The 19,096-nt window shown below is 71.5% G+C and carries 18 protein-coding genes; 6 read left to right on the top strand and 12 right to left on the bottom strand.

The window, feature by feature from the left end:
• Window positions 1-158 precede the first annotated feature (158 nt).
• The 3 genes from ACZ7KX_RS39860 to ACZ7KX_RS39850 form a co-directional block, all read right to left on the bottom strand.
• Window positions 159-422 carry a universal stress protein gene (locus ACZ7KX_RS39860; RefSeq protein WP_470330829.1) on the bottom strand — a complete coding sequence of 88 codons (264 nt, stop codon included), beginning with the start codon at window positions 420-422 and terminating at the stop codon, window positions 159-161.
• A complete protein-coding gene (locus ACZ7KX_RS39855; RefSeq protein WP_470330853.1) occupies window positions 392-538 on the bottom strand; it encodes a hypothetical protein in 147 nt (48 codons plus the stop codon). Before ACZ7KX_RS39855 ends, ACZ7KX_RS39860 begins: the two co-directional genes overlap by 31 nt.
• 240 nt (window positions 539-778) lie before the next feature.
• Complete coding sequence (locus ACZ7KX_RS39850; RefSeq protein ID WP_470330828.1) at window positions 779-2,140, bottom strand: nicotinate phosphoribosyltransferase; 1,362 nt, start codon at window positions 2,138-2,140, stop codon at window positions 779-781.
• A 474-nt stretch (window positions 2,141-2,614) separates the two neighbouring features.
• Here ACZ7KX_RS39850 and ACZ7KX_RS39845 point away from each other — a divergent pair, with 474 nt between their 5' ends.
• Both ACZ7KX_RS39845 and ACZ7KX_RS39840 read left to right on the top strand, forming a co-directional pair.
• Window positions 2,615-4,141, top strand: coding sequence for a hypothetical protein (locus ACZ7KX_RS39845; RefSeq protein ID WP_470330827.1), 1,527 nt, complete (start codon window positions 2,615-2,617; stop codon window positions 4,139-4,141).
• Window positions 4,142-4,483: 342 nt separating this feature from the next.
• Window positions 4,484-4,711 carry a hypothetical protein gene (locus tag ACZ7KX_RS39840; RefSeq protein WP_470330826.1) on the top strand — a complete coding sequence of 76 codons (228 nt, stop codon included), beginning with the start codon at window positions 4,484-4,486 and terminating at the stop codon, window positions 4,709-4,711.
• Window positions 4,712-5,326: 615 nt separating this feature from the next.
• On the opposite strand, the gene ACZ7KX_RS39835 is transcribed toward ACZ7KX_RS39840, so the two are convergent.
• The 7 genes from ACZ7KX_RS39835 to ACZ7KX_RS39805 all read right to left on the bottom strand — a co-directional run bounded on the left by ACZ7KX_RS39835 (window position 5,327) and on the right by ACZ7KX_RS39805 (window position 12,121).
• Window positions 5,327-6,163, bottom strand: a complete 837-nt coding sequence (locus ACZ7KX_RS39835; protein ID WP_470330825.1) for a hypothetical protein — start codon at window positions 6,161-6,163, stop codon at window positions 5,327-5,329.
• A complete protein-coding gene (locus ACZ7KX_RS39830) occupies window positions 6,160-6,561 on the bottom strand; it encodes a hypothetical protein (protein WP_470330824.1) in 402 nt (133 codons plus the stop codon). The genes ACZ7KX_RS39835 and ACZ7KX_RS39830 overlap by 4 nt, the downstream gene beginning before the upstream one ends.
• A gap of 15 nt (window positions 6,562-6,576) precedes the next feature.
• A complete protein-coding gene (locus ACZ7KX_RS39825; RefSeq protein WP_470330823.1) occupies window positions 6,577-7,347 on the bottom strand; it encodes a class I SAM-dependent DNA methyltransferase in 771 nt (256 codons plus the stop codon).
• 20 nt (window positions 7,348-7,367) lie between these two features.
• Window positions 7,368-8,552 carry a YcaO-like family protein gene (locus ACZ7KX_RS39820; RefSeq protein ID WP_470330822.1) on the bottom strand — a complete coding sequence of 395 codons (1,185 nt, stop codon included), beginning with the start codon at window positions 8,550-8,552 and terminating at the stop codon, window positions 7,368-7,370.
• Window positions 8,549-9,544, bottom strand: coding sequence for an aKG-HExxH-type peptide beta-hydroxylase (locus ACZ7KX_RS39815; protein ID WP_470330821.1), 996 nt, complete (start codon window positions 9,542-9,544; stop codon window positions 8,549-8,551). The genes ACZ7KX_RS39820 and ACZ7KX_RS39815 overlap by 4 nt, the downstream gene beginning before the upstream one ends.
• Before the next feature lie 864 nt (window positions 9,545-10,408).
• Complete coding sequence (locus tag ACZ7KX_RS39810) at window positions 10,409-11,077, bottom strand: response regulator transcription factor (RefSeq protein ID WP_470330852.1); 669 nt, start codon at window positions 11,075-11,077, stop codon at window positions 10,409-10,411.
• Between the two features lie 33 nt (window positions 11,078-11,110).
• Window positions 11,111-12,121: a sensor histidine kinase gene (locus ACZ7KX_RS39805; RefSeq protein ID WP_470330820.1), complete on the bottom strand. Its 1,011-nt coding sequence runs from the start codon at window positions 12,119-12,121 to the stop codon at window positions 11,111-11,113.
• Window positions 12,122-12,426: 305 nt separating this feature from the next.
• On the opposite strand from ACZ7KX_RS39805, the gene ACZ7KX_RS39800 reads away from it, so the two are divergent.
• From ACZ7KX_RS39800 to ACZ7KX_RS39790, 3 genes are read left to right on the top strand one after another with little or no spacing between them, the layout of a single operon-like run.
• Entirely contained in the window at window positions 12,427-13,167 is a 741-nt protein-coding gene (locus ACZ7KX_RS39800; RefSeq protein ID WP_470330819.1) for an ABC transporter ATP-binding protein, read from the top strand.
• Window positions 13,164-14,504 carry an FtsX-like permease family protein gene (locus tag ACZ7KX_RS39795; RefSeq protein WP_470330818.1) on the top strand — a complete coding sequence of 447 codons (1,341 nt, stop codon included), beginning with the start codon at window positions 13,164-13,166 and terminating at the stop codon, window positions 14,502-14,504. The genes ACZ7KX_RS39800 and ACZ7KX_RS39795 overlap by 4 nt, the downstream gene beginning before the upstream one ends.
• Before the next feature lie 52 nt (window positions 14,505-14,556).
• Window positions 14,557-15,324, top strand: a complete 768-nt coding sequence (locus tag ACZ7KX_RS39790; RefSeq protein WP_470330817.1) for a DUF4097 family beta strand repeat-containing protein — start codon at window positions 14,557-14,559, stop codon at window positions 15,322-15,324.
• A 258-nt stretch (window positions 15,325-15,582) separates the two neighbouring features.
• On the opposite strand, the gene ACZ7KX_RS39785 is transcribed toward ACZ7KX_RS39790, so the two are convergent.
• The gene (locus tag ACZ7KX_RS39785) at window positions 15,583-16,032 is read right to left on the bottom strand and encodes a hypothetical protein (protein ID WP_470330816.1); all 450 of its coding nucleotides are present in this window, start codon (window positions 16,030-16,032) and stop codon (window positions 15,583-15,585) included.
• 1,010 nt (window positions 16,033-17,042) lie between these two features.
• On the opposite strand from ACZ7KX_RS39785, the gene ACZ7KX_RS39780 reads away from it, so the two are divergent.
• A complete protein-coding gene (locus ACZ7KX_RS39780; protein WP_470330815.1) occupies window positions 17,043-17,528 on the top strand; it encodes a hypothetical protein in 486 nt (161 codons plus the stop codon).
• A 48-nt stretch (window positions 17,529-17,576) separates the two neighbouring features.
• Here the strand turns inward: ACZ7KX_RS39780 and ACZ7KX_RS39775 are convergent, their stop codons facing one another.
• Window positions 17,577-18,176, bottom strand: coding sequence for a hypothetical protein (locus ACZ7KX_RS39775; RefSeq protein WP_470330814.1), 600 nt, complete (start codon window positions 18,174-18,176; stop codon window positions 17,577-17,579).
• Window positions 18,177-19,096 lie beyond the last annotated feature (920 nt).

Below are 19,096 nucleotides of genomic sequence, written 5' to 3'. Positions count from 1 at the left end.
ACGTCCATGTGCGACTGTCGGTTGGTCTCGGTGTGAACGGCGAAGGGGAGCTGGAGGAGCAGTACCACTGCCGGTGCGGCGCGACCTGGACCAAGACCTACGAAGCCGCCGGGGAATCCGAGCAGTGATCCGTGCCGGACGGACGCGGCGCTCCGGCGTCAGCGGCCTCGCACGATCACGACCGGGCACGGAGCGCACTGGGCGCAGTGCAGCCCGACGGAGCCCAGCAGAGCCCCGGTGAAGCCGCCGAGCCCCCGACTGCCCACCACCGGCGGCGCCACCTCGTCAGCCGCGGCGGCCTTCAGCAGCACCTGGGCTGTGGTGCCCTCCGTCACCCGAGTGATGATCTCCACCGCAGGCTCGGAGCCCAGCACCTTCGCGACGCTCTCGGTCAGAACCTTCCGCGCGGTGTCCGCGTACACCCTCTTCTCGGCGGCGGGAATGTCGCCGCCCCCTTCGGAGAACGGCAGCTCTCCCAGGCGATGACAGCCTCCACAGCGGAACCGGTCAGCTCCGCCTGCCACACCGCCCGGCTCATGGCACGTCTGGACTGCTCCGATCCGTCCACTCCGGCGACGATCTTCCGGCGCCCCTGCTTGTCCGCCATGGCTCGCCCTTCCGGGCCTGGCCTGGCACGTGCTGGCAGCCGCGCCATGCGCAACGGCACAGCGCGCTCGAACACCTTCTTCCAGCAGCATCGGCCGGATCCGCACGACCCGCACGCCGGGCTCCGGGAAGCCCGCTCTGACTGGACGGCAGCACGTGTCGGCAGACCGGGTCAATCCGCCCGCACGTTCGACCCCGGCGTGTCGACACCCCGCAGCCGTTCCTCGATCCCTCGCCGGACATCAGCAGTGAGTCGGCGCAGCCGCTCGGACGTCGCGGCTCGCGGGGCGACTGGGTCGGTGACGCGGCGAGCCTCAGCCGGCAGCTCGGCCAGGTCTGCCTCGAAGGCGGCGCGGGCATCGGCGAGCGACCGCGCCGGTCCGGTGCGCCGCCCGCCCACCATGGCCCGCTCCAGCAGCGGGCACGTCCCGGGCGACGCGGGCTCCTCGCGCAGCGCGACGGTGTCGGCGAAGCCCGGACCGCGGAAGACCTGCTTGGCGCCGGGCGCGGTCACCTTGGCCGTGGACAGCTTCATCATCGGTCGCCCGTCGTAGCTCACCAGCTTGTAGGCCGCATCCAGGTACGGTGCGTCGGCCGACACCCCGACGAGCGTGCCGACGGCGAACAGGTCGATCGGGGCTCCGGCGCGCACCAGGGCGTCGATGCCGTATTCGTCGAGGCCTCCGCTGGCCGTGATCAGCACCCGCGGCAGCCCGGCGGCGTCCAGGATCCTCCGGGTCGCGGCCGCGAGCCAGCCGAGGTCCCCGCTGTCGAGCCGGACCGCGCACCCGTCGTGCAGCCCCAGTTCCCTCAGCACCCGGGCCGCGACTGCGACCCCGGCCTCGGTGTCGTACGTGTCGACCAGGAAGGTCACCGGTCCGGGATGGGAGTGGGCGAAGGCCCGGAAGGCCTCGGCCTCGTCGCCGAACGCCTCGATGTACGAGTGCGCCATCGTGCCGACCGCGCGCAGCCCGTACGCGTCGGCGGCCGCCACGTTGCTCGTGCCGGCGAAGCCCACCATGGCGCCCAAGCGGGCCGCCTGCTCACCGGCCCGGACGCCGTGGGTACGTCGCAGCGAGAAGTCCACCACCGGCCGACCCCCTGCCGCCAGCACACAGCGTGCGGCCTTCGACGCCACCGAAGTCTGGTGGCACACCTGGTTGAGCAGGAACGACTCCACCATCTGTGCCTCCGGCAACGGCGCGGTCACCTCCACCAACGGCTCCCCGGCCAGAACGATCCTCCCCTCCGGAACCGCCCACGCCTCCCCGCTGAAACCGAGCCCGAGAAGCGGCTCCAGGTCGCGGTACGGACGGCCGAGCGCGGCCGCGAACGCCGCCACGTCGTCCTCGTCCACCCGCAGCCGGTCGAGATGGGCCAGGACCGGCTCCAGACCCGCCGCGACGAGGAACCCACGACCGGGCGGCAGCTTGCGCACGAAGAGGCTGAATGTCGCAGGAGCGGTCATACCCTCCGCCAGGTACGAGTGGGCCATCGTCACCTCGTACAGATCGGTGATCCGAGCATCCGACATGCGGTACCTCCGGCAGAGCGGCCCCACCTCACCAGACTTCCACCATCCACGAACGGGAGCACGCCGCTACACGACCGTCGCGAAAGGCACCCGCCGACCGCTTCAGGAACAGGGCCGGCCAACGCTTGCTCATGAGCCGGAGAAGTCCTGCACCGAGCGGCCCGCCCGTCGCCGTCGTTACCTCCCCCGCCGACCACGGTGCCTGATTCGGTCGCTCGTGCGCGGCATGGCCCCAGGCAATCCGCGGAAGTCGACCGACCTGGGCCGCACTGCCGCAGGACGTGGACCGCCACATCCTGGACGAGCGGATCGCCCCTTCCGGGCCACCGGCACCTGGCGGCCATCCACTCGGACCCGGTCGTCCCGGGCCGGGTGCGCCGGGTAACCGGCAACGGGTGTTCCGGACGGGTGAGGTCGACGGGCGCATGCGGCGTGTAGAACTGTCCCGGGCACTGGTTCGTATAGATGTATGACATGGACACCTCTCCCTTGCGGCGCTGTCCCGCTCTCCTCGGCCTGGCCGGCGCCCTGCTGCTCACCGCACCGGCCGCGATGGCAGCCACTCCGTCGTCCTACGCCAGGGACGCCTCTCCCGTCTCGGACGCCGCCGACGGTCCCCACTCCCCGCCGGGCGGCACCAGCCACCAGGCGGACCGGTTCAAGCGCCAGCTGACGAAGGCCGGCTACGTCTCGCAGGAAGGCAGCGAGGCCGTCTTCGACCTGAACAAGAGGTACTGCGAGGGCGCCGTCTTCAGCGGCCTGTGGCCCAACCCGCAGTCGCCCTACATCGTCACCAACATGCCCGAGGTGCCGGGCCAGGCGCCCAACACCAACCCGCCCGTGACGTGGCGCCTGCGGCAGGACGAGGCCGTCGTCCTGATCGGTACGACGCCACCGCCCGAGGAGTACTTCTCCTTCGACCTCACCAACGTGAAGGGCTCCCTGCACACCGGTCCGGTCGTGTGGACCTCCGTCGGCGACCCGATCAACAACAAGACCGTGAAGACGACCGGCGGATCCCCCTACAACCGGCCATTCGCCGTGGTGATCACCGGCAACGGCCGCACCCGGGACGAAGTGAACCGCATGCTGGACGCCTCCGGCCTCGGCGGCGCGGTCAACGACATGACCATCCCCCCGGCCATGTACAAGCTCGGCCTCGACGCGGACGCCGACCAGTTCCTCGTCGGGACGCGCACCATCGTGCCCGAGCACGGCTACGAGAAGGCGCTCGACGACTACCGCGCCAACCCCCCGATCCAGGTCCTGCGGGTGAGACCGCAGAGCACCTCGGGGGACGAGACGAAGCCGGTTTACGGACCCGACCCGCTGCCGGTCCCGGACCTGCGCGTCTCCGGGACCGGCGCCACCGAACTCGACCTCAACCCCTCCCTGCAGACCCTGCGCCAGCGGATCATCGACGCCCACCCGGGCTTCGACGTGCACGACGAGGTCGTCGAGCGCGGCTTCGAGGAGTCGAACCCCGGGCTGCAGGACAACCTGCTCACCGATCCCCCGACCACGGGGGTGGACGGCCTCTCCAATGACGCCGACGACCCCCTGACCCGCAACTTCTCGCTGCCGGACGGCTCCTTCGCGGTCGCCTACGGTGCGAACCACGTGACCACCGGACAGGCGAGCTACTCCAGCGTCACGTTCAACGCCGACGCCCACGCGGCCGTCGCCCTGGCCGCCCAGAACAACGTCGACCTCCAGGGCACCGCGAACGACTACATCCCCGACCGGCCGGACGCCGACAAGCTCTACGCCTGGTCCTTCACCCGCGCCGGCGACAGCGGTCCCTCCGGACCGCACGTCACCACCCTCCCGCCCGTCGGCACCGACTTCTGCGCCCAGTACGGGGCCGAGCGGCCCGTCGACCTGGGCACGATCCGCGTCGTGGCCCGTGCCTACATGCAGCCCGACACCCTCACCCGCCCGGCACTCTCCTCACTGCTCCTGGACCGCGTGCTCGTTTTCACCCCCAAGCAGAAGAACTGACGGATCCTCATCCCTACCACCGGATGTGAACCGCGCGGGCCGGCCGGCCCGCGCGGTTCACGCCGACCGGAGAGCACCGGGTCCGGGAGGGGCATCGCCCTTGTGGGGCCGGGGCCGGCCGGGCGCTGTGATCCTGTCGATCAGGGCCGGGGGGTGTGTCGGCGCCGGGCACTACGGTGCCCGGCGTGGACGTTGCCGGCCGTGGCTGCCTGCCGTGGAGAGCCGTGACGGGCGTCGGTACGGGCAATCGCGCAACGCTGTGGGACGGAGACGGACGGGAAGATGGCGGCTTCGGGGCATCCGGGTGGTGGGCAGGGGCCGGCGTGGGCGTACTGGGAGCTGATGCCCCTGGACGGTGTCGGGCCGCTGTCGTTCGGCATGGGCGTCGCCGAGGTCGCCACGGCGCTGCCGGGCATGCGGGAGCTGCGCCGGTTCCAGGCTGATCCCCCGTCGTTCCGGGAGGCTCTCGGCGTCGAGTTCGGCACCGGCCCCGGCCGGCCCACCGTCTACGGCTACTTCCGCAGCACCCGATCGTCCTGCGGGTGCAGGAGACCGCCGCCGGTTTGGTGACCCGGCCGGTCATGGTGGGCCGCGGGTGGGCCCACCGGTGCACCGACGACTCCGAGGGTGCGATCCCGGAATGCGAATGGGCGGGCCGCCAGTGGGTGCACCACCCGGGAGATCCGCAGCAATGGCCCACACCGCTCGACCACACAGACGACGGGAACGGCTGGGAACCACCCTTCTGACCCTGGCCGCTCCCGGCACGCGGCCGGACAGGGCCGCGTCGGCCCGGGGCAGCAGCTGCCCCGGGCCGACCCGGTTGCCGGGCTGGGACCGTGACCGCAGGCCAGCCCGGCCGGCCCGGGCTCTCGGGAACGGGGGTGGTCCGCGGGGCCCCGGCCGTGTGGAAAGCTGGCCGCGGTGACGGGGGCGCGGCCGGCCGGCGGCCCCGACTGCGGGTGGGGCCGCCGTGCCGGGAATGCCAGACCCGCGAACCGGTAGCGGACAAGGCTTTGACCTGGGGCGTGCGGCCCGCCCCGGTCGTCGTCGACGCCCAGCCCTTCCCTCGCCCGTGTCCTGTCCGTCCGGGTTGCCGGATCCCTCAAGCAGGCCCAGACCAGCCTTCCGGATCACGGACTTGCGCGGACTTTCCGGCACGCGCCTCATGGACGCCGGCCGGCCTCAGGAGGACCAGGAGGTGAGGGCGGGGAGCAGCGGGTGGGTGATGGCGAGGACGAGCAGGCCGAGGGAGGCGGCGGAGAAGGGGACGATGCGCCGCGGGCTGATGAGCAGGAAGGCGCCGTGCACGAGGATGGCCAGGGTGAGGGTGGCCGCGGCCGGGAGGAGGCCGAGGGCGGCCAGGCCGAGGGTGATCTCGGTGGTGGCGGTCGCGATGGCGGCCGCGCGGCAGAAGTGGTACAGGGCCGGTCTGGTGAGCATGGTGCTGAGTGCTGTCAGCCGGGGCCAGGCGGGGAAGTCGCGGTTTCCGGCGGCGGCTTGGACGGCGTTGTAGGCGAGGTTGTCGATCAGGACGCCGCCGCTGATGAAGTGGGGTGAGCGGAGCTTGCGGATGCCGGCGACGAGGTAGAGCTGCGCGGCGAAGAAGGAGGCGAACAGGCCGGCGGCACCGGGCGCGGGCAGGGCCAGGAGGCCGAGGGCGGCGGTGAGCAGGGCCACGCAGACGGTGGTGAAGCGGCCTCCGCTGTACCGGCGTTCGTTGAGCACCAGCAGCAGCAGGAGCGCGCAGCTGGTTCCGTAGGCGGCGGTGGCGGCGGTGCCGGGCGCGGCCCAGCGGCATCCGATGGCGGTCGACAGCGCTGCGACGCCGGCGAGCAGGGTCAGGGCGAGGCGGCGTTGGACGGCGAACTCGGCGGGCCGGGTCCATCCTCGGCCCGGGCGGTAGGCGTGGCCGTCGGGGTAGTGGCGGGCGATGGTGCGGGTGTCGGTGAGGGTGAGGGCGGCCTGCCAGGTGACGGCGAGGAGTAGGAGCAGTGCGGCGGCCGCGTGGGTGGTGGTCACGATGCCTCGCGGAGGGCTTCGGCCAGGATGTGCAGCTGTCGACCGGTGGGGAGGCGAGTGAGGCGCAATTTGCGGGTGGTGGGGTCGTAGTGCAGGTGCCAGCCGCCGTCGGAGCCGATGATCAAGCCGCTCAGCGGGGTGTCGAGGTCGGTGCGGGCGAGCAGGTGGCGCAGTTCGTGGACGGTGAGGTAGTGGCTGCCCGGGGCCAGGCGGAGCTGTTCGATGTCGAGCGGGTGAACGCGGCCCTCGTGCCGGATCCACAGGAAGCCCTTGGAGGAGCCGGAGTACATGCCCCAGGAGAAGAGGCGGTGCGGCGAGGTCCGGGCGCCCCACAGGACGAAGGCGGCCAGGGCGGTCGGTACGGTGGCGGCCAGTACGGCCGAGGCCCAGGTGGGCATGTCAGCGGCTGCCCGTCAGCGGGCGTGCTGGTAGAGCGATACGTGGTAGGCACAGCCGTCCGTGAACGGTGTGCCGTTCCAGCCGCCGTAGCGTTCCCGTAGTTCCAGGCCGGCCTGGCGGGCCATCAGGTCGAGTTCGCCGGTGCCCGCGTAGCGGAAGTTGACGTCGATGTCCACGGGGCGGCTGCCGTCGCCCGGGGTGATGCGGTAGTGGGAGTGGTAGTGCTGGGCGGCCCGGTCGAAGCTGCGGCGGAGCACGACCTCGTCGCCGTTGGTCGTCGGGATCGCCTGGCGTTCCGGTCCGTCGGAGGCGACCAGGACTTCGGGGACGAACGCGTCCAGGGCGAACACCCCGTTCCGGCTGGTCAGTTGTGCGGCTGCCCGGAAGCAGCGCAGCTGGTCGTCCTGGGTGGCGAGTTCGAAGAGGGTCCCGGCGACGAGGTAGACCAGGTCGTAGGAGCGCCCGGTCAGTGGGGGCCGGGTGAAGTCGGCGATGGTGACCGGGATCCGGTCGCCGCCGGGTTTGGCCGCCAGGTGGGCCGCCATCTCGGGCGAGGCGTCGATGCCTTCGACCCGTACCCCTCGCTGTGACAGGGGCAGGGCGACGCGTCCGGTGCCCACGCCGAGTTCCAGCGCGGTGCCCGGGCCGGCGAGGCGCGCGAGGAGGGCGACGGTGTCGGCCGTCACCGAGGGCTTGCCGAACCAGGTGTCGTAGCGGTCGGCGAAGTGGCGGGCGTACGGGGCGTACGGGGCGCTCGCCGGGGGGCGGGGGGCTGGGGCGGACACGGTCGTCTCCGTTCCTCGGGTCAGCCCAGCGGGTGCGGGGGCTGCGGCGGGGCCGCGGTGGCGGCCTGCGGTGGTTCGTGAACGGGCATCCGGCGGGCGCCGGGGGCCACCACGCGCACCACCGCCTCACCGTCGCCGAGTCCCGGGACGGTGGTGGGGACTTCGACCACGTCCTCGCCGGTGTGCTCGGCGAGCAGGCGGGGCAGATCCTGCTCGGCCGACAGCGGAAGCGGCCCCTGCCACGTGCCCTCGACGGCCCCACACAGGAGGTGGGTGAGGCTGTCCTGGCGGTGGAAGGTGTGCAGGGCGTGCTCCAGCGGGCCGCAGGGCGGGCGCTCAGGGTCCGCGCGCAGCCGCGTCCAGGCGGTGCGGGCGCTGGCGCTGCCCATGCTCCAGCGCACCATCAGCGCCTCCCGGACGGCGGCCGCGGCGGCCGGGGCGAGTCCGCTGTCGGTGGCTCGGGCGCCGAAGCTCTGCCGGGTGCCGTCGGCGGCGGCCAGGCAGGCCGCCACACACGCGCTGCCCGCCGGGCCCGGCAGCACCACGCAGTGCTCCCGGAGCCCCAGTGCGTCCAGGACCTGACGCAGCGGCGCGCCGAGCGGCGCCGGGCCGCGGGGCGACGAGCGCGGCCCGTCCGCGTACCAGGCGTGCCAGAGCAGATCCCGTTCGAGGACCTCCAGCAGGGCGTGCCGGCGCGCCGCGGCGGCGGTCCGGTGCGCGGCAAGTCCCGTGGAGCCGGGACACAGCGGCGCCGCGCAGCCGACGGGCAGGCGGTGCGCCAGGTAGACCGCGCAGGCCGGCACGAGCAGTGGGTCCGCGGTGAGCAGTGAAGTCCCGTCCACCCACGCCAGTTCCGTCTCCCGTACGCCGGCGGACCGCTGCAGCTGCGGCCAGGCCCGCGGGTCCATCGCGGGCCGGCCCGCCCGGCGCAGTGCGGTGTACGAGCCGACGACGGCGAGTTGCCGTGCGCGGTGTCCGGCGAGGACGTTGTGCATCCGTTCCAGCAGCTCGCCCTCGGCTCGCCGGGCGACATCGTCGCGCTCGGTACCCGCTGCCGACCCGATGAGCACCGGCTGCCCGCCGGCCGCGTCGTTGGCCGCGAAGAGGGGGCTGCGGGCGGCCACACGGCCGATCAGGAACCCCGGTGCCTCGGGGAAGAGCGTACGGACCTGAACCGGCCGGATCCTGCCGGCGGCGGGGCTCATGCCGTTGCCCCGGCGTCGGCGACTGCGTCGGAGCCGACGACGGCCTCGGCCTGCCGCAGCAGCTCCTCGCCCGCCGGGGTCAGCCCGTCGGTGTGCCGGCGCAGGCAGGCTGCCCCGTCCCTGGCCTGGTCGAGGAGGACCGCGTGGCGTGCCCGTACGCCCGGCTCGTCCGGAAGGCGCCGGTACAGCAGCACGAGCCGGGCCAGCACCACCACCTGCTGGAACAGCCCGGCCAGCGGCCTCGGGTCGGTGCGCAGCGGGGTGTGCAGCAGGACGTCTGTGTCGCAGGGCCGCAGGAAGGGGGTGCCTGCGGCAGCCGAGTTGCACCGGTTATGGGTGCCCTCGTGCACCAGTGCCTCGGCGAGCCGGACCGGTCCCGGCAGACCGCTGTCGTGTTCGTCGGTGAGCCGCCGGCGGTTGACGAAGGCGGTGCCGTGCACGGTGAAGTCGGTGAATCCGTCGATGGCGTCGCCTTCCAGGAGGGCGACCTGACGCAGGGTGACGCCGAGTTCGGACAGCATCTGTGGCCACGCCTGCTCCAGTTCCCGGCGGCAAGCGGCGAAGACCGCGCGCTGGTCGGCGTTCCAGTCGCCCAGCTCGGCGGCGGGCCCACTCGCCACGCGGTCGGCGCGCGCGGGGATCCGGCGCAGGGCCCGGCGGACGCTCTGCGTCAGGTGGTCCTCCGCGGGCGGTGCGAGGTCCACGGCCCAGCCGGCGTCCGCGGCCGTGGCGCGGGCCCGTTCGGCGCTGGCCCGGGCGCGGACGGCGACACCGTGCACCAGCTGCGTGCTCTGTTCCGGCTCGGCTGTGTCGGACGGTTTCTTGCGGGCCTGCTGGAGCCGGTGGGCCGCCGCGTGCAGCCCGGGGTAGCGCAGATCCTGCTGCTGCCACGCCGCTTGCGCGCACCCCGCGGCGGTCAGGCAGCCGGCCACCAGGCCGTCCAGCCGCTCCTCGTCCGTAGCTGCCTGCTCGGCGTCCGGTTCCACATGCACTGCCGCCTCCCGGTCCTCCTCGGCGTTCCTCCCCTGGGGACCGGGGCGGACACGACGGTCCGCCCCGGTCGTGGCCGTGTCCGGTCAGTTCGGGACGTCGACCATCAGCGCGAAGTCGGGCAGTTCCTCTTCGTCGACGACCTCGACCTCGACCTCTTCCGGTTCGCGTGTTTCTTCCATCACGCACTCCCTCTCGGTCGGCGCCCGCGTCCTGGTCGACAGGGGCGCTCGGGGAACACGCTAGACCGACAAGTCGTGCACGACCTGTCGGCAGGCGTGGCCCGCCCGCGGCACAGCCGCGCGGACAGCCCCCACACGCGGCGGCTTCCCCGCCTGGCGCCCTGCTCCGAACGGGTGAAGCAGCGGGCGCACCCCGAGGAACGGGCCGGCCGGACCTTCGGCGTCCGCCGCCGGACTCCGCCGCACCCACCGGCATCCTGCGCGTAACGCACAGTCATGACTGCAGGCGTTTCCGCAGGCCCGAGGACGGGGCGCCGGCCTCGCTCCTCCTTCCCGCAGCTGCTGGTCGTCCTGGCCGCCAGGGCCTCCTCCCGGGTTCGCCCGGCGATGGTGGACCTGCGCCTTGCCGCCGAGGAGAACCCGGCGACCGCCGAAATGCTGGCCGCCGTCCCGGCTGGCACCGTCCGCTCCTCACACGGCAGCGCGGTCCACCCCAAGACACCGAAGCGCACCAGTTACCCGACACCCCCACCGAGACAGAACGCTCTTTTGTGGCGACACCCACCGAACTCACGAGCGAGGTACAGCAGGCCGGTGAGACACGCGCTGGTCCGTCGCACAGGCGATGCCTGCACCGCACTTGAGGCGTTGGTCGAGCAGTTCCACGAACAGCAGGACTCACGGCTAGTTGTATTCGAACCAGGTCAGGATGGCCTTCACCCGGCGGTTGTCCTCGCCGGAGGGCATGCCGAGTTTCAGGAAGACGTTCCCCACGTGTTTGGCCACGGCGGCGCCCGAGAGGAACAGCTCTGCCGCGATCTCCGCGTTGGAGCGGCCTTCGGCCATGAGTGCGAGCACCTCCTGTTCGCGGGCCGTGAGCCGGGCGAGCGGGCCTCGCGGCGGGTCGGCGTGGGTGACGTGGCGAACCACCTCGGGGTCGATCACCACTCCGCCGCCGGAGACCGTCTCGACGGCCCGCAGGAAGTCCGCCACTCTGCCCACCTTCTCCTTGAGCAGGTAGCCGACTGCCCCGTCGGCGCCCGGGCCGTTCAGGAGTTCGCGCACGTACGGGCCCGTGACGTAGGCGGAGAGGACCAGTACCGGCAGGTTCTGGTGCCGCGACCGAATGTCGATCGCGGCCCGGAGTCCGTCGTCGGTGTTCCCGGGCGGCATGCGAACATCCGTGATCACCAGGTCGGGGGCGGCTCCGGCGGCGGCGAGGCCGTCGACAGCGGCGACCAGTTCGTCGGCGTCCTCGCATTCGCGGATCACGTCGTGGGCACTGGAAACCAGGATCTCCCGGATTCCGGCGCGTATCAGCATACTGTCGTCCGCCAGAATGATTCTCACAATCGATTTCCCATCGCTTTTCCCTGTCGGATTCCGTCACCACGGGGGTTGGGCCGGGGCGGATGCCACGACCTCCGTTCCGCCGCCCGGCGGGCTGATGATTTCGAGGTTCCCACCGACGCTTCGCATCCGCTCACGCAGCCCGGAGAGCCCGGATCCGGTGCTGATCCGCGCGCCGCCGGCGCCGTCGTCGTCCACCCGGACGCGGACGCCGCTCTCGGTGCACCGCATCTCGATCCGGGCGCTCCCGACGCCCGCGTGCTTGGCGACGTTCGTCAGGGCCTCGGAGACCGTGAAGTACACGGCCGTGGCGATCGGCGAGGAGAGCCAGGCGTCCGTACCGGTGCTGGTCAGTTCGACCTGCAACGGTGATCTGGCCACCAGTTCCCGGACGGCGGCGATGAGACCGAGATCGCTCAGTTCGCTGGGGTGGATGTCGCGCACCGTCTCCCTCAGCCGTTCGAGCGCGCGCTCCGCCTGGGCCTGAGCCTGGCGGGCCAGCCGGACGATCCGTTCCTGGTCGGTGGCCGTCGCCGTGGCTTCCAGGATTCCCAGGCGCATGACGAGGGCGACGAGTTCCTGCTGGGCGCCGTCGTGCAGGTCACGCTCGATGCGCCGGCGCTCGTTCTCGAAGGCTGCCGTCAGCGAGGCCCGGCTGGCGCGGAGTTCCTCCAGTTTCGCGAGCAGGTCGGGGTTCCGGCTCCCCGAGAAGGCCCGCAGGAGCAGGTCGCGGAGCAGGGAGATGCCGGCCAGCGCGCCCACGGTGACCGCACCGAGGGCGATTCCCGCGGGCACCGCCACGAGGGTTTCCCACAGGGCGGCCGGGGTGAACGGACCGACTTTCGCGGCGATGCCGAAACCCCAGAAGACGGGGGAGAAAACCAGCGCCAGAGCGCCGAAGAATCCGAAGAAGCCCACCAACAGCGAGAGCGCGGACAGCAGCGCGGCGGTGACGAACAGGGGGAGGTCGGTCCTCCAGACCGACCGTGCCCGCAGCCGACCGGCCACCCACTGCGGCCAGCTGCGGTCGGCGGGTCGCAGCGGCATCGTCCGGACTCCGCACCACTGCGCCCTGGAGCGGTCCAGTTCGGCCACCACCGGAACCGAGACCGGCGCAGCGAGAACGGAAATCAGGAGAATCGGAAAGGCGGCCGCTGCGACGAATTCGGTCAGCAGCCTCCGGGCAACACGAATCTGCGCCATGATCAACATTTTCGCACAGTTCGGATCGACCGGGCGGTAGATCCAAGTCTACCCCAGTAGCAGTGCAGGCACCCGTGCACTCCACTGCCCGGCCCTGCTTTCCTTGATTCATGCCATTTTCCACTACCGCTCCCGTGCCGTGCATTCGTTTGCGCGCCCTTCGGACGGAATTCGCCATTCCCGGCCGCCGGGGCGAGACGACGCGCGTCCTGCACGACATCGACCTGGAGATTCCCGAAGGCCGGCTGACCGCCGTCGTCGGCCCCTCCGGTTCGGGCAAGTCGACGCTCCTGCTCTGCACGGCCGGGCTGGAGCGGGCGACCGCGGGGTCCGTCGAGATCCTCGGGACGGACGTCCGCTCACTCAGCCCCCGCAAGCAGGCCGCGTTCCGCAGCGAGAACATCGGCTTCGTCTTCCAGGAGTACAACCTCGTCAGCTCGCTGACGGTCGAGGACAACATCGCCCTCCCGGCACGGCTCGCCGGCCGCCGGGTGCCCAGGGCACGGGTCGAGGACGCCATGGCGCGGCTCGGCATCGCCAAGCACGCGCGGCGACGCCCCGACCGCCTCTCCGGTGGCGAGCGCCAGCGCGTCGCGGTGGCCCGGGTGGTGGCGAACCAGCCGCGGATCGTCTTCGCCGACGAGCCGACGGGTGCGCTCGACCTCAAGTCGGGGCATGTGGTGCTCGACTGGCTGCAGGCGCTTCCCGCCCAGGGGAGCACGGTGCTCATGGTCACCCACGACCCTCTTGCGGCCGCGCGGGCCGATCAGGTCGTGGTGATGGGGTCCGGGCGGATACACGCCGTCATTCCCGGTGGCGACTCCCGCGCGGTGGGCGACGCAGTCCTCGCGGCGCAGTCGGCGGACGAGGCGGGCGGGGAGGAGTCGTGATCCGGCTCGTGCTGTCGGACATCCGCCTGCAGGCGTCGATGTGGTGGTGGACGCTCCTTTGCGCCACGGTCGGCGCGGCGTGCTCGGCGGGCTCGGCCATCGCGATGTTCACCGCCGTCTCGGCGGCGCGGGGGGCGGGTGACGCGCGGATGGTCTCCGCGTCGATCGCCCTCGGCGGCAACATCGTCTTCTTCACCGTGCTCGCCGCCGTGGGCATCGTCGCCTCCGCGGTCGGTCTGACGCTGACGACCCAGCGGCGCGAGCACGCCCTGTGGGTGATTCTCGGGATTCCGCGCCACCGGGTCAGGTTCATCTTGCGGATGGAGCTGGTGGTGCTGGGCGCGGTGGCCGGCGCGCTGGCCGCACCGCTCGCCCTGCTGGTCGCGGGTGTCGCCCTCGCGCAGTGGAAGGGGGCGGGTCTCGAACTGCACGGGGCCTCGGTCGGGTTCCGGTTCTGGTACGTCGGCGTGAGCGTGCTGTTCGGACTGGTTCCGTGCCTGCTCGGGGGCTGGGGCGTCACCCGGCGGGCCGCCAGGACGCCGGAGATGCGCGCCTTCCGGGACTTCTCCGATCCCCCGGCGCGGCCGGGCGTCGCCCGCGGTGGCCTCGCTCTGTGCCTGCTTGCCGGTGTGGTCGGGATGTGGGTCCCCGGCCTGGGCCTCGAACTCAAGGGCGGGCTCGCCCAGCGGACGGCCTTCGCGTTCGCGGGGAACCTCTTCCTCGTCTGCCTGCTGCTGCTGATGGGGCCGTGGGTGCTCACCCCGCTGATGAAGCTCTGGACGGCGCTGGTGCCCTCGCGCGGCGTCGCCTGGCACCTTGCCGTGCAGTCGTGCCGGGCCCGCGCGACGAGGAGCGTCACCACGGTGCTGCCCTTCGCGCTCTCCCTGTCGTTCGTCGGCCTCTTCATGGTGATGGGGAAGGTCATGCCCGGAGGCAGCGCCGGGCTGGACAACATCCTGGTCGTGCTGGGCTGGGTCTTCGTCGTGTCCTGGGTCGGGGGCCTCGCCGTGATCGCCCTCGTCGGGCGGGAGCGCGCCCGTGACTCCGCCGTCGTGACGGTGGCCGGTGCGCGGCCGGGCGTGGTCACCCGGTCGATGGTCTACGAGGGGGCGATCTACGCGGGGACGGCGATCGTCTTCGGCGCGCTGTTCGTCGCCGTGTCGAGTCTCACCATCGCCCTGGGAGCCCGGATCGACGTCGTCCGGGTCCTGGCGGACCTCCCCTGGGCCACGCTCGGGGCGCTCGCCGCCGGGACGCTGATCACCACCTGCCTCGCTCTGGTCCTGCAGGCGGCCCGGGTGTCGCGCACGGTCGCGGTCCGGGCGCTGCGCTCGTGAACCGGGGTGCGGGACTCCACACCACCATGCTCGTTGACGAAGGAAGAATTCGATGGAACTGACCACGCGCACGCTTCTCGCCTTCGGTGGAGCCGCGCTCCTCGGCCTCGCCGCCACGGCCTGCACCACGGACGGCGCATCGGCCGACGCGACCGTGGAATCGAAGTCCTTCGACTTCGCCGGTGGCAGCCTGACCGTCAAGTCCGGTTCCGCCGACCTCGCGCTGGTGGCTGCCGACATCGAGGGCGTTCAGGTGGAACGACGGGTCAGCGGCAGGAAGGTTGGCGGGGCGGTGGGGTCCGGCTGGCAGCTCGAAGGGGGCACGCTCACGCTCTCGCTGGACTGCACGGGGATCTCGGTGGACTGCAGCGCGAAGTACACCGTGAAGGTGCCGCGCGCGGTCGCCGTCACCGCCGAGAGCGGCAAGGGGCGCATCGAGGCCACCGGCTTCACCGCGGACTTCTCGGCCAGGACCGCCGGGGGCGACGTACGGTTGTCGGACCTCCACGGAGCCGAGCTGGCCCTGGAAGGCGGCGACGGAAGCATCGAGGGCGACGGGATCTCCGCCCGGTCCGTCAGCGTCACGTCGCGGAACGGCAACGTCGACCTGGGCCTGGCCGCCGTGCCCGACCTGGTCGACGTGCAGAGCAGGGACGGCAACGTCGAGCTGGGCCTGCCGGACTCGAAGTACGCGGTCCGCACGGCCGCGAAGAAGGGCGACGTCACCGTGGACGTCGCGAAGGACGACGCGAGCAGCCATTCCGTGGCCGTCAGGACCCGCAACGGCAGCATCGCCATCGGCAAGGGCGGGAAGTCCTAGCCTCCGCGCAGCAACCAGGTCGGAAGCGTTCGATCGAGCACGAAGGTCGAACAGGAAGGAACGAAGGTCAAGCAACTCCCACTCCGGAATCAGGACACCTCGGGTACGGCGGCGGGCTGGTCTGTCAGGCCGGGAACTGGCTGCACCGGGGGTCGCCCCATGCGAGGGACGGCTGGTGCGTGTGACCGGAGCGCCACAAGCACATGCGCCGCGCGGCGGGAAGCAGTGTGCTCCCCGACGCGCGGCGAATCCGGTTGCTCAGTCCTCCGATCCGGCGGCGACCGTCTCGTAGGCGTATCCGTCCCGGCGAAGTGCCTGCACGAGGGCTTCGACTTCGACCGCGGTTCCGAGGGGTTCCCCGGCCTTCGCCGCCTTCAGCCTGCCGATCGCCTCGGCCGGGCTGTAGTCGAGGATCTCCCGCAGGCGGCGGGCCGCCGCGACGGTCCCGTCCCGGCCTTCAACGAGCCGGGCCCGGAATCCTCCGAACGTCGCCAGCAGTCCTTGCCTGACGCCCTCCGGCCCGGGCCCGTCGCCGTGGTCGCAACTGACCAGACCGCAGTTCTCGCACTGCCATTCGTCGAACCAGCCGAACTCCTCGGCCACGATCTGCTGGCCCCGCGAGCCCGTCACGTCGTGACCGCACTTGCTGCAGGTCAGCTGGTAGTCGAGTGCGCGGTAGATCATTTCCTCTTCCAGCTTCCGTTCCACCCACCGATGTTCATGTGCCTCCGGACAATCTCATGGAACGTGTCCGTCCGGGCGAGGTGGGCGGCGTTGCGGGCCTCCGACGGCTTGGGGGGCGCTTCCTGACGCAGGTCTGCGGGCCTTTCGAACCGGCCGTGGTGCAGCTCCTCGTGCATCATGGTCTCGCGAAGATCGTTCCGGCTGGAGAACCGTAGCGGCCGATCCGGACCGGCTGCCCGGGGTCGGAGAGACCGGTTCGGACCGTCGCGCTGTATTCGAAGTCGACCCGGAACCGGGTGTGCGGGAAGTCCTGCCTCCTGAGACCGCCACCACCGCTGGGGAGCACGGTGAAACACCGAGGCGGGCCTTCGGCTGGGGATCGGGGCCTGACGGTCCCATGACGGGTGTGGGGGTGTCGCCTGCAGCGCCACCGGGGCGGGGGCAGGGGCCTGACGGCCCCGGGGTGGGGCGCAGCGAGAACGGCGGCCGGAACGACGGCTCCACGGGGCCAGGATGCGGGGGCCTGGCGGTCCCTCAGAACGGCCGCCACGTCCCCGGGGAACACCATCAAGAAGGACAGGACGGCCAGGACGACGGAGACGACCAAACCCGGGTCGCGCAGGGTGTCCCTGAGACTGTCGCGCCCAGGCTGCCCACAGGGGACCGCGGGTATCTGCCCGCGTCACAACCCACGACAGCACCCCCACGCGACGACAGCCCGCGCGACAGCGCTGCCCGGCCCAACCGGGGCGCGGCACTGAACCTGACGGACCGGGCCGGGGCTCAACCAGACGAGCGGGCGGGCCCGGGCGCAGCGGGCCGCCGGGCACCCGCTCGACGGGCGCCGAAGCTGGACGGGACCGTGCCCGCGACAGGCCCGTCGCCCGGCGTTCCAGATTTCTGGAACGGTCCCGCTGCACCGAAGCCGGACCGCCAGTGGGCCGTGGGACTGGTGTCCTGGGGTTCGCCCACGATCCGCACCGAGAACCCGGTCCCGATCAGCCAGCACCGGCATTGCCCTGGTTCGCAAGGTCATGATCAGCGACGAGCTCCCGCCCATGGAGCGGGTTGCCGCCGCACTGATCCTGCTCTGTGCCCAACCCATCCGGCGTCTGGTTCGGCTCACCATCCACGACGTCCAGTACGAAGCCGATCAGGTCGCACTCCGGCTCGGCCATCCACCCACCCCAGTCCCCGAGCCCTTCGCCGGCATACTCCTCAACTACATCCACACCGCACGGCCGAACCGGCCGAACGGCACCGCTCCGGCGGGTGACTGGCTCTTCCCCGGGCGCCGAGCCGGGCAGCCGATGGACCCCGCGAGCCTCGGCAGGCGGCTCTCCGTCGCGGGCATCCCCACTCTCCACGGCCGGACCGCGGCCCTGCAACAGCTCGTCCTTCAAGCCCCGCACTCGGTTGTCGCTGGGATGCTCGGCTACCACGCCGTCCACACTGAGGCCGTTGCCGCTCAAGCAGGAGGAACCTGGAAGAAGTACGCCCCCGGTGACCACACACGGTGACCTCACCGGCCGTCAGACCGTGTCTGAGATCCACAGCGGGCAGACGGACTACTGAACGAAGTCCTGCCAGAAGGCGACGGTGGCTCGCGGATTCCAGGTCTCGGGGTACTCGTACCCTTCCTCGAACTCGTGGCTGATGTAGTCGGCAAGGTCTTCGCCGTAGTAGATGATGTCCGTGCCCCAGATCGATAGGACCGGGTGCCCGTAGGTTCCGCCACCTGCGGGAAGGAACCGGTGCGCATAGAGAGGCACCAGTTGGGGCACCAGCGCCAGGTGCTTCACTGCTGCGGCCCGGGCGACCTGCGGTTCTGCGAGGCGCGGGCCCCACGAGGCGTGCCAGTACCCGTGCTCGACCGCTGACAGCACCCCATCGATCGGCCAGGCGAGGTGGGAGCGGATTTCGTCGGGGTCGCCGTTGCGCCAGTCCGGCCAGGGCTTCTCCCAGGTGGCGCCTTCTTCGGGTGGCGAGTAGACGGGTAGACCGGCTGCCAGGAAGGCGCGGTGGTCGTCGGAGAACTGGATGCCGTACTCGGCCTCGATGCGCTCAAACTCGCCATCGCTGAGGCCAGGTTCAATGGTGCAGCAGTCGGTCTGCCGCAGGCGGCGGGCGGCTTCGGCCCCGAGGCGAGCTCCATCGATGTTGATCACAGCCGAACAGTAGTGCCTTTGCCGCCCCAGAGGGTTGGCCGCTCGGACTGCAGCGGGCGAGAATGCACGAGCCATGGTTCTGCAGGATCACCATCGGACCGCAACGGCAGATGAATTCAGATCACCAGATCACAGACTCCTGCCAGTGCCGGCCCCCTCCACGGACGAGCCCCTCCCGAGCCACTCGTCCAGGAAGTCTCAATCGATCTGCCAAACGTCTCAACCAACCTACAAATCCACGAGCTCACTTCGATCACCTGCACTGATGTGCCGCCGCTCAGCGACCACGCCGTGATCGACCCAGAATCGGCGTCTCAGCCAATATGCAAACCTGCAGCTCACAACTTCAGCCAAGTTGCACGTTTTTGAGACCGCACAACCGCCTTACTCCCCCAGGCCGCCTGAACCCCGCAGAGCGGCGCCCCGGGTGCGCTCCCGCCGCCCCCGGGCACACGGTGGGGGTGGTGGGCATCCTCGTCGTCATCGACCACCTGGACCAGCCCGACCGGATGGTCACGCACGCGGCCGGCACCGACCCGGACGCACCCGGCGGCCGTGACGGCCTGCGGCCTCGACACCACCGGCATGATCACGAACCCGTGGCAGCCGCCCGTCCCCGGCTCCCCCTGGTACCCGCCCTACCTCGCCACACGTGTGTGCCCTCGCTGCGACCACGCCGTCCGACGGACATGATGAGGCCCGGCGGGGCACCCTCACGGCTTGGCGGTGCCCCGCACCCACCACCGGACGCCGGACACCCGCGGCGGAGCGCAGCCAGGCGGCGGCCAGCGATCCGAGCGATGTCGGTAACGGGTGAAACGAGGACCACGGACAGCGGATCAAAAGCGGGTCACTTCGTGATCTCTTGATCATCCTGACTTCACTGGTACGGGAGTCAGGAGGGAAGAGGTGATCGGGGT

This window comes from Kitasatospora sp. NPDC038210, assembly GCF_055600605.1.
Note: the sequence above shows the minus strand (reverse complement) of the source record. Positions and strands in the feature narration are given on the sequence as shown.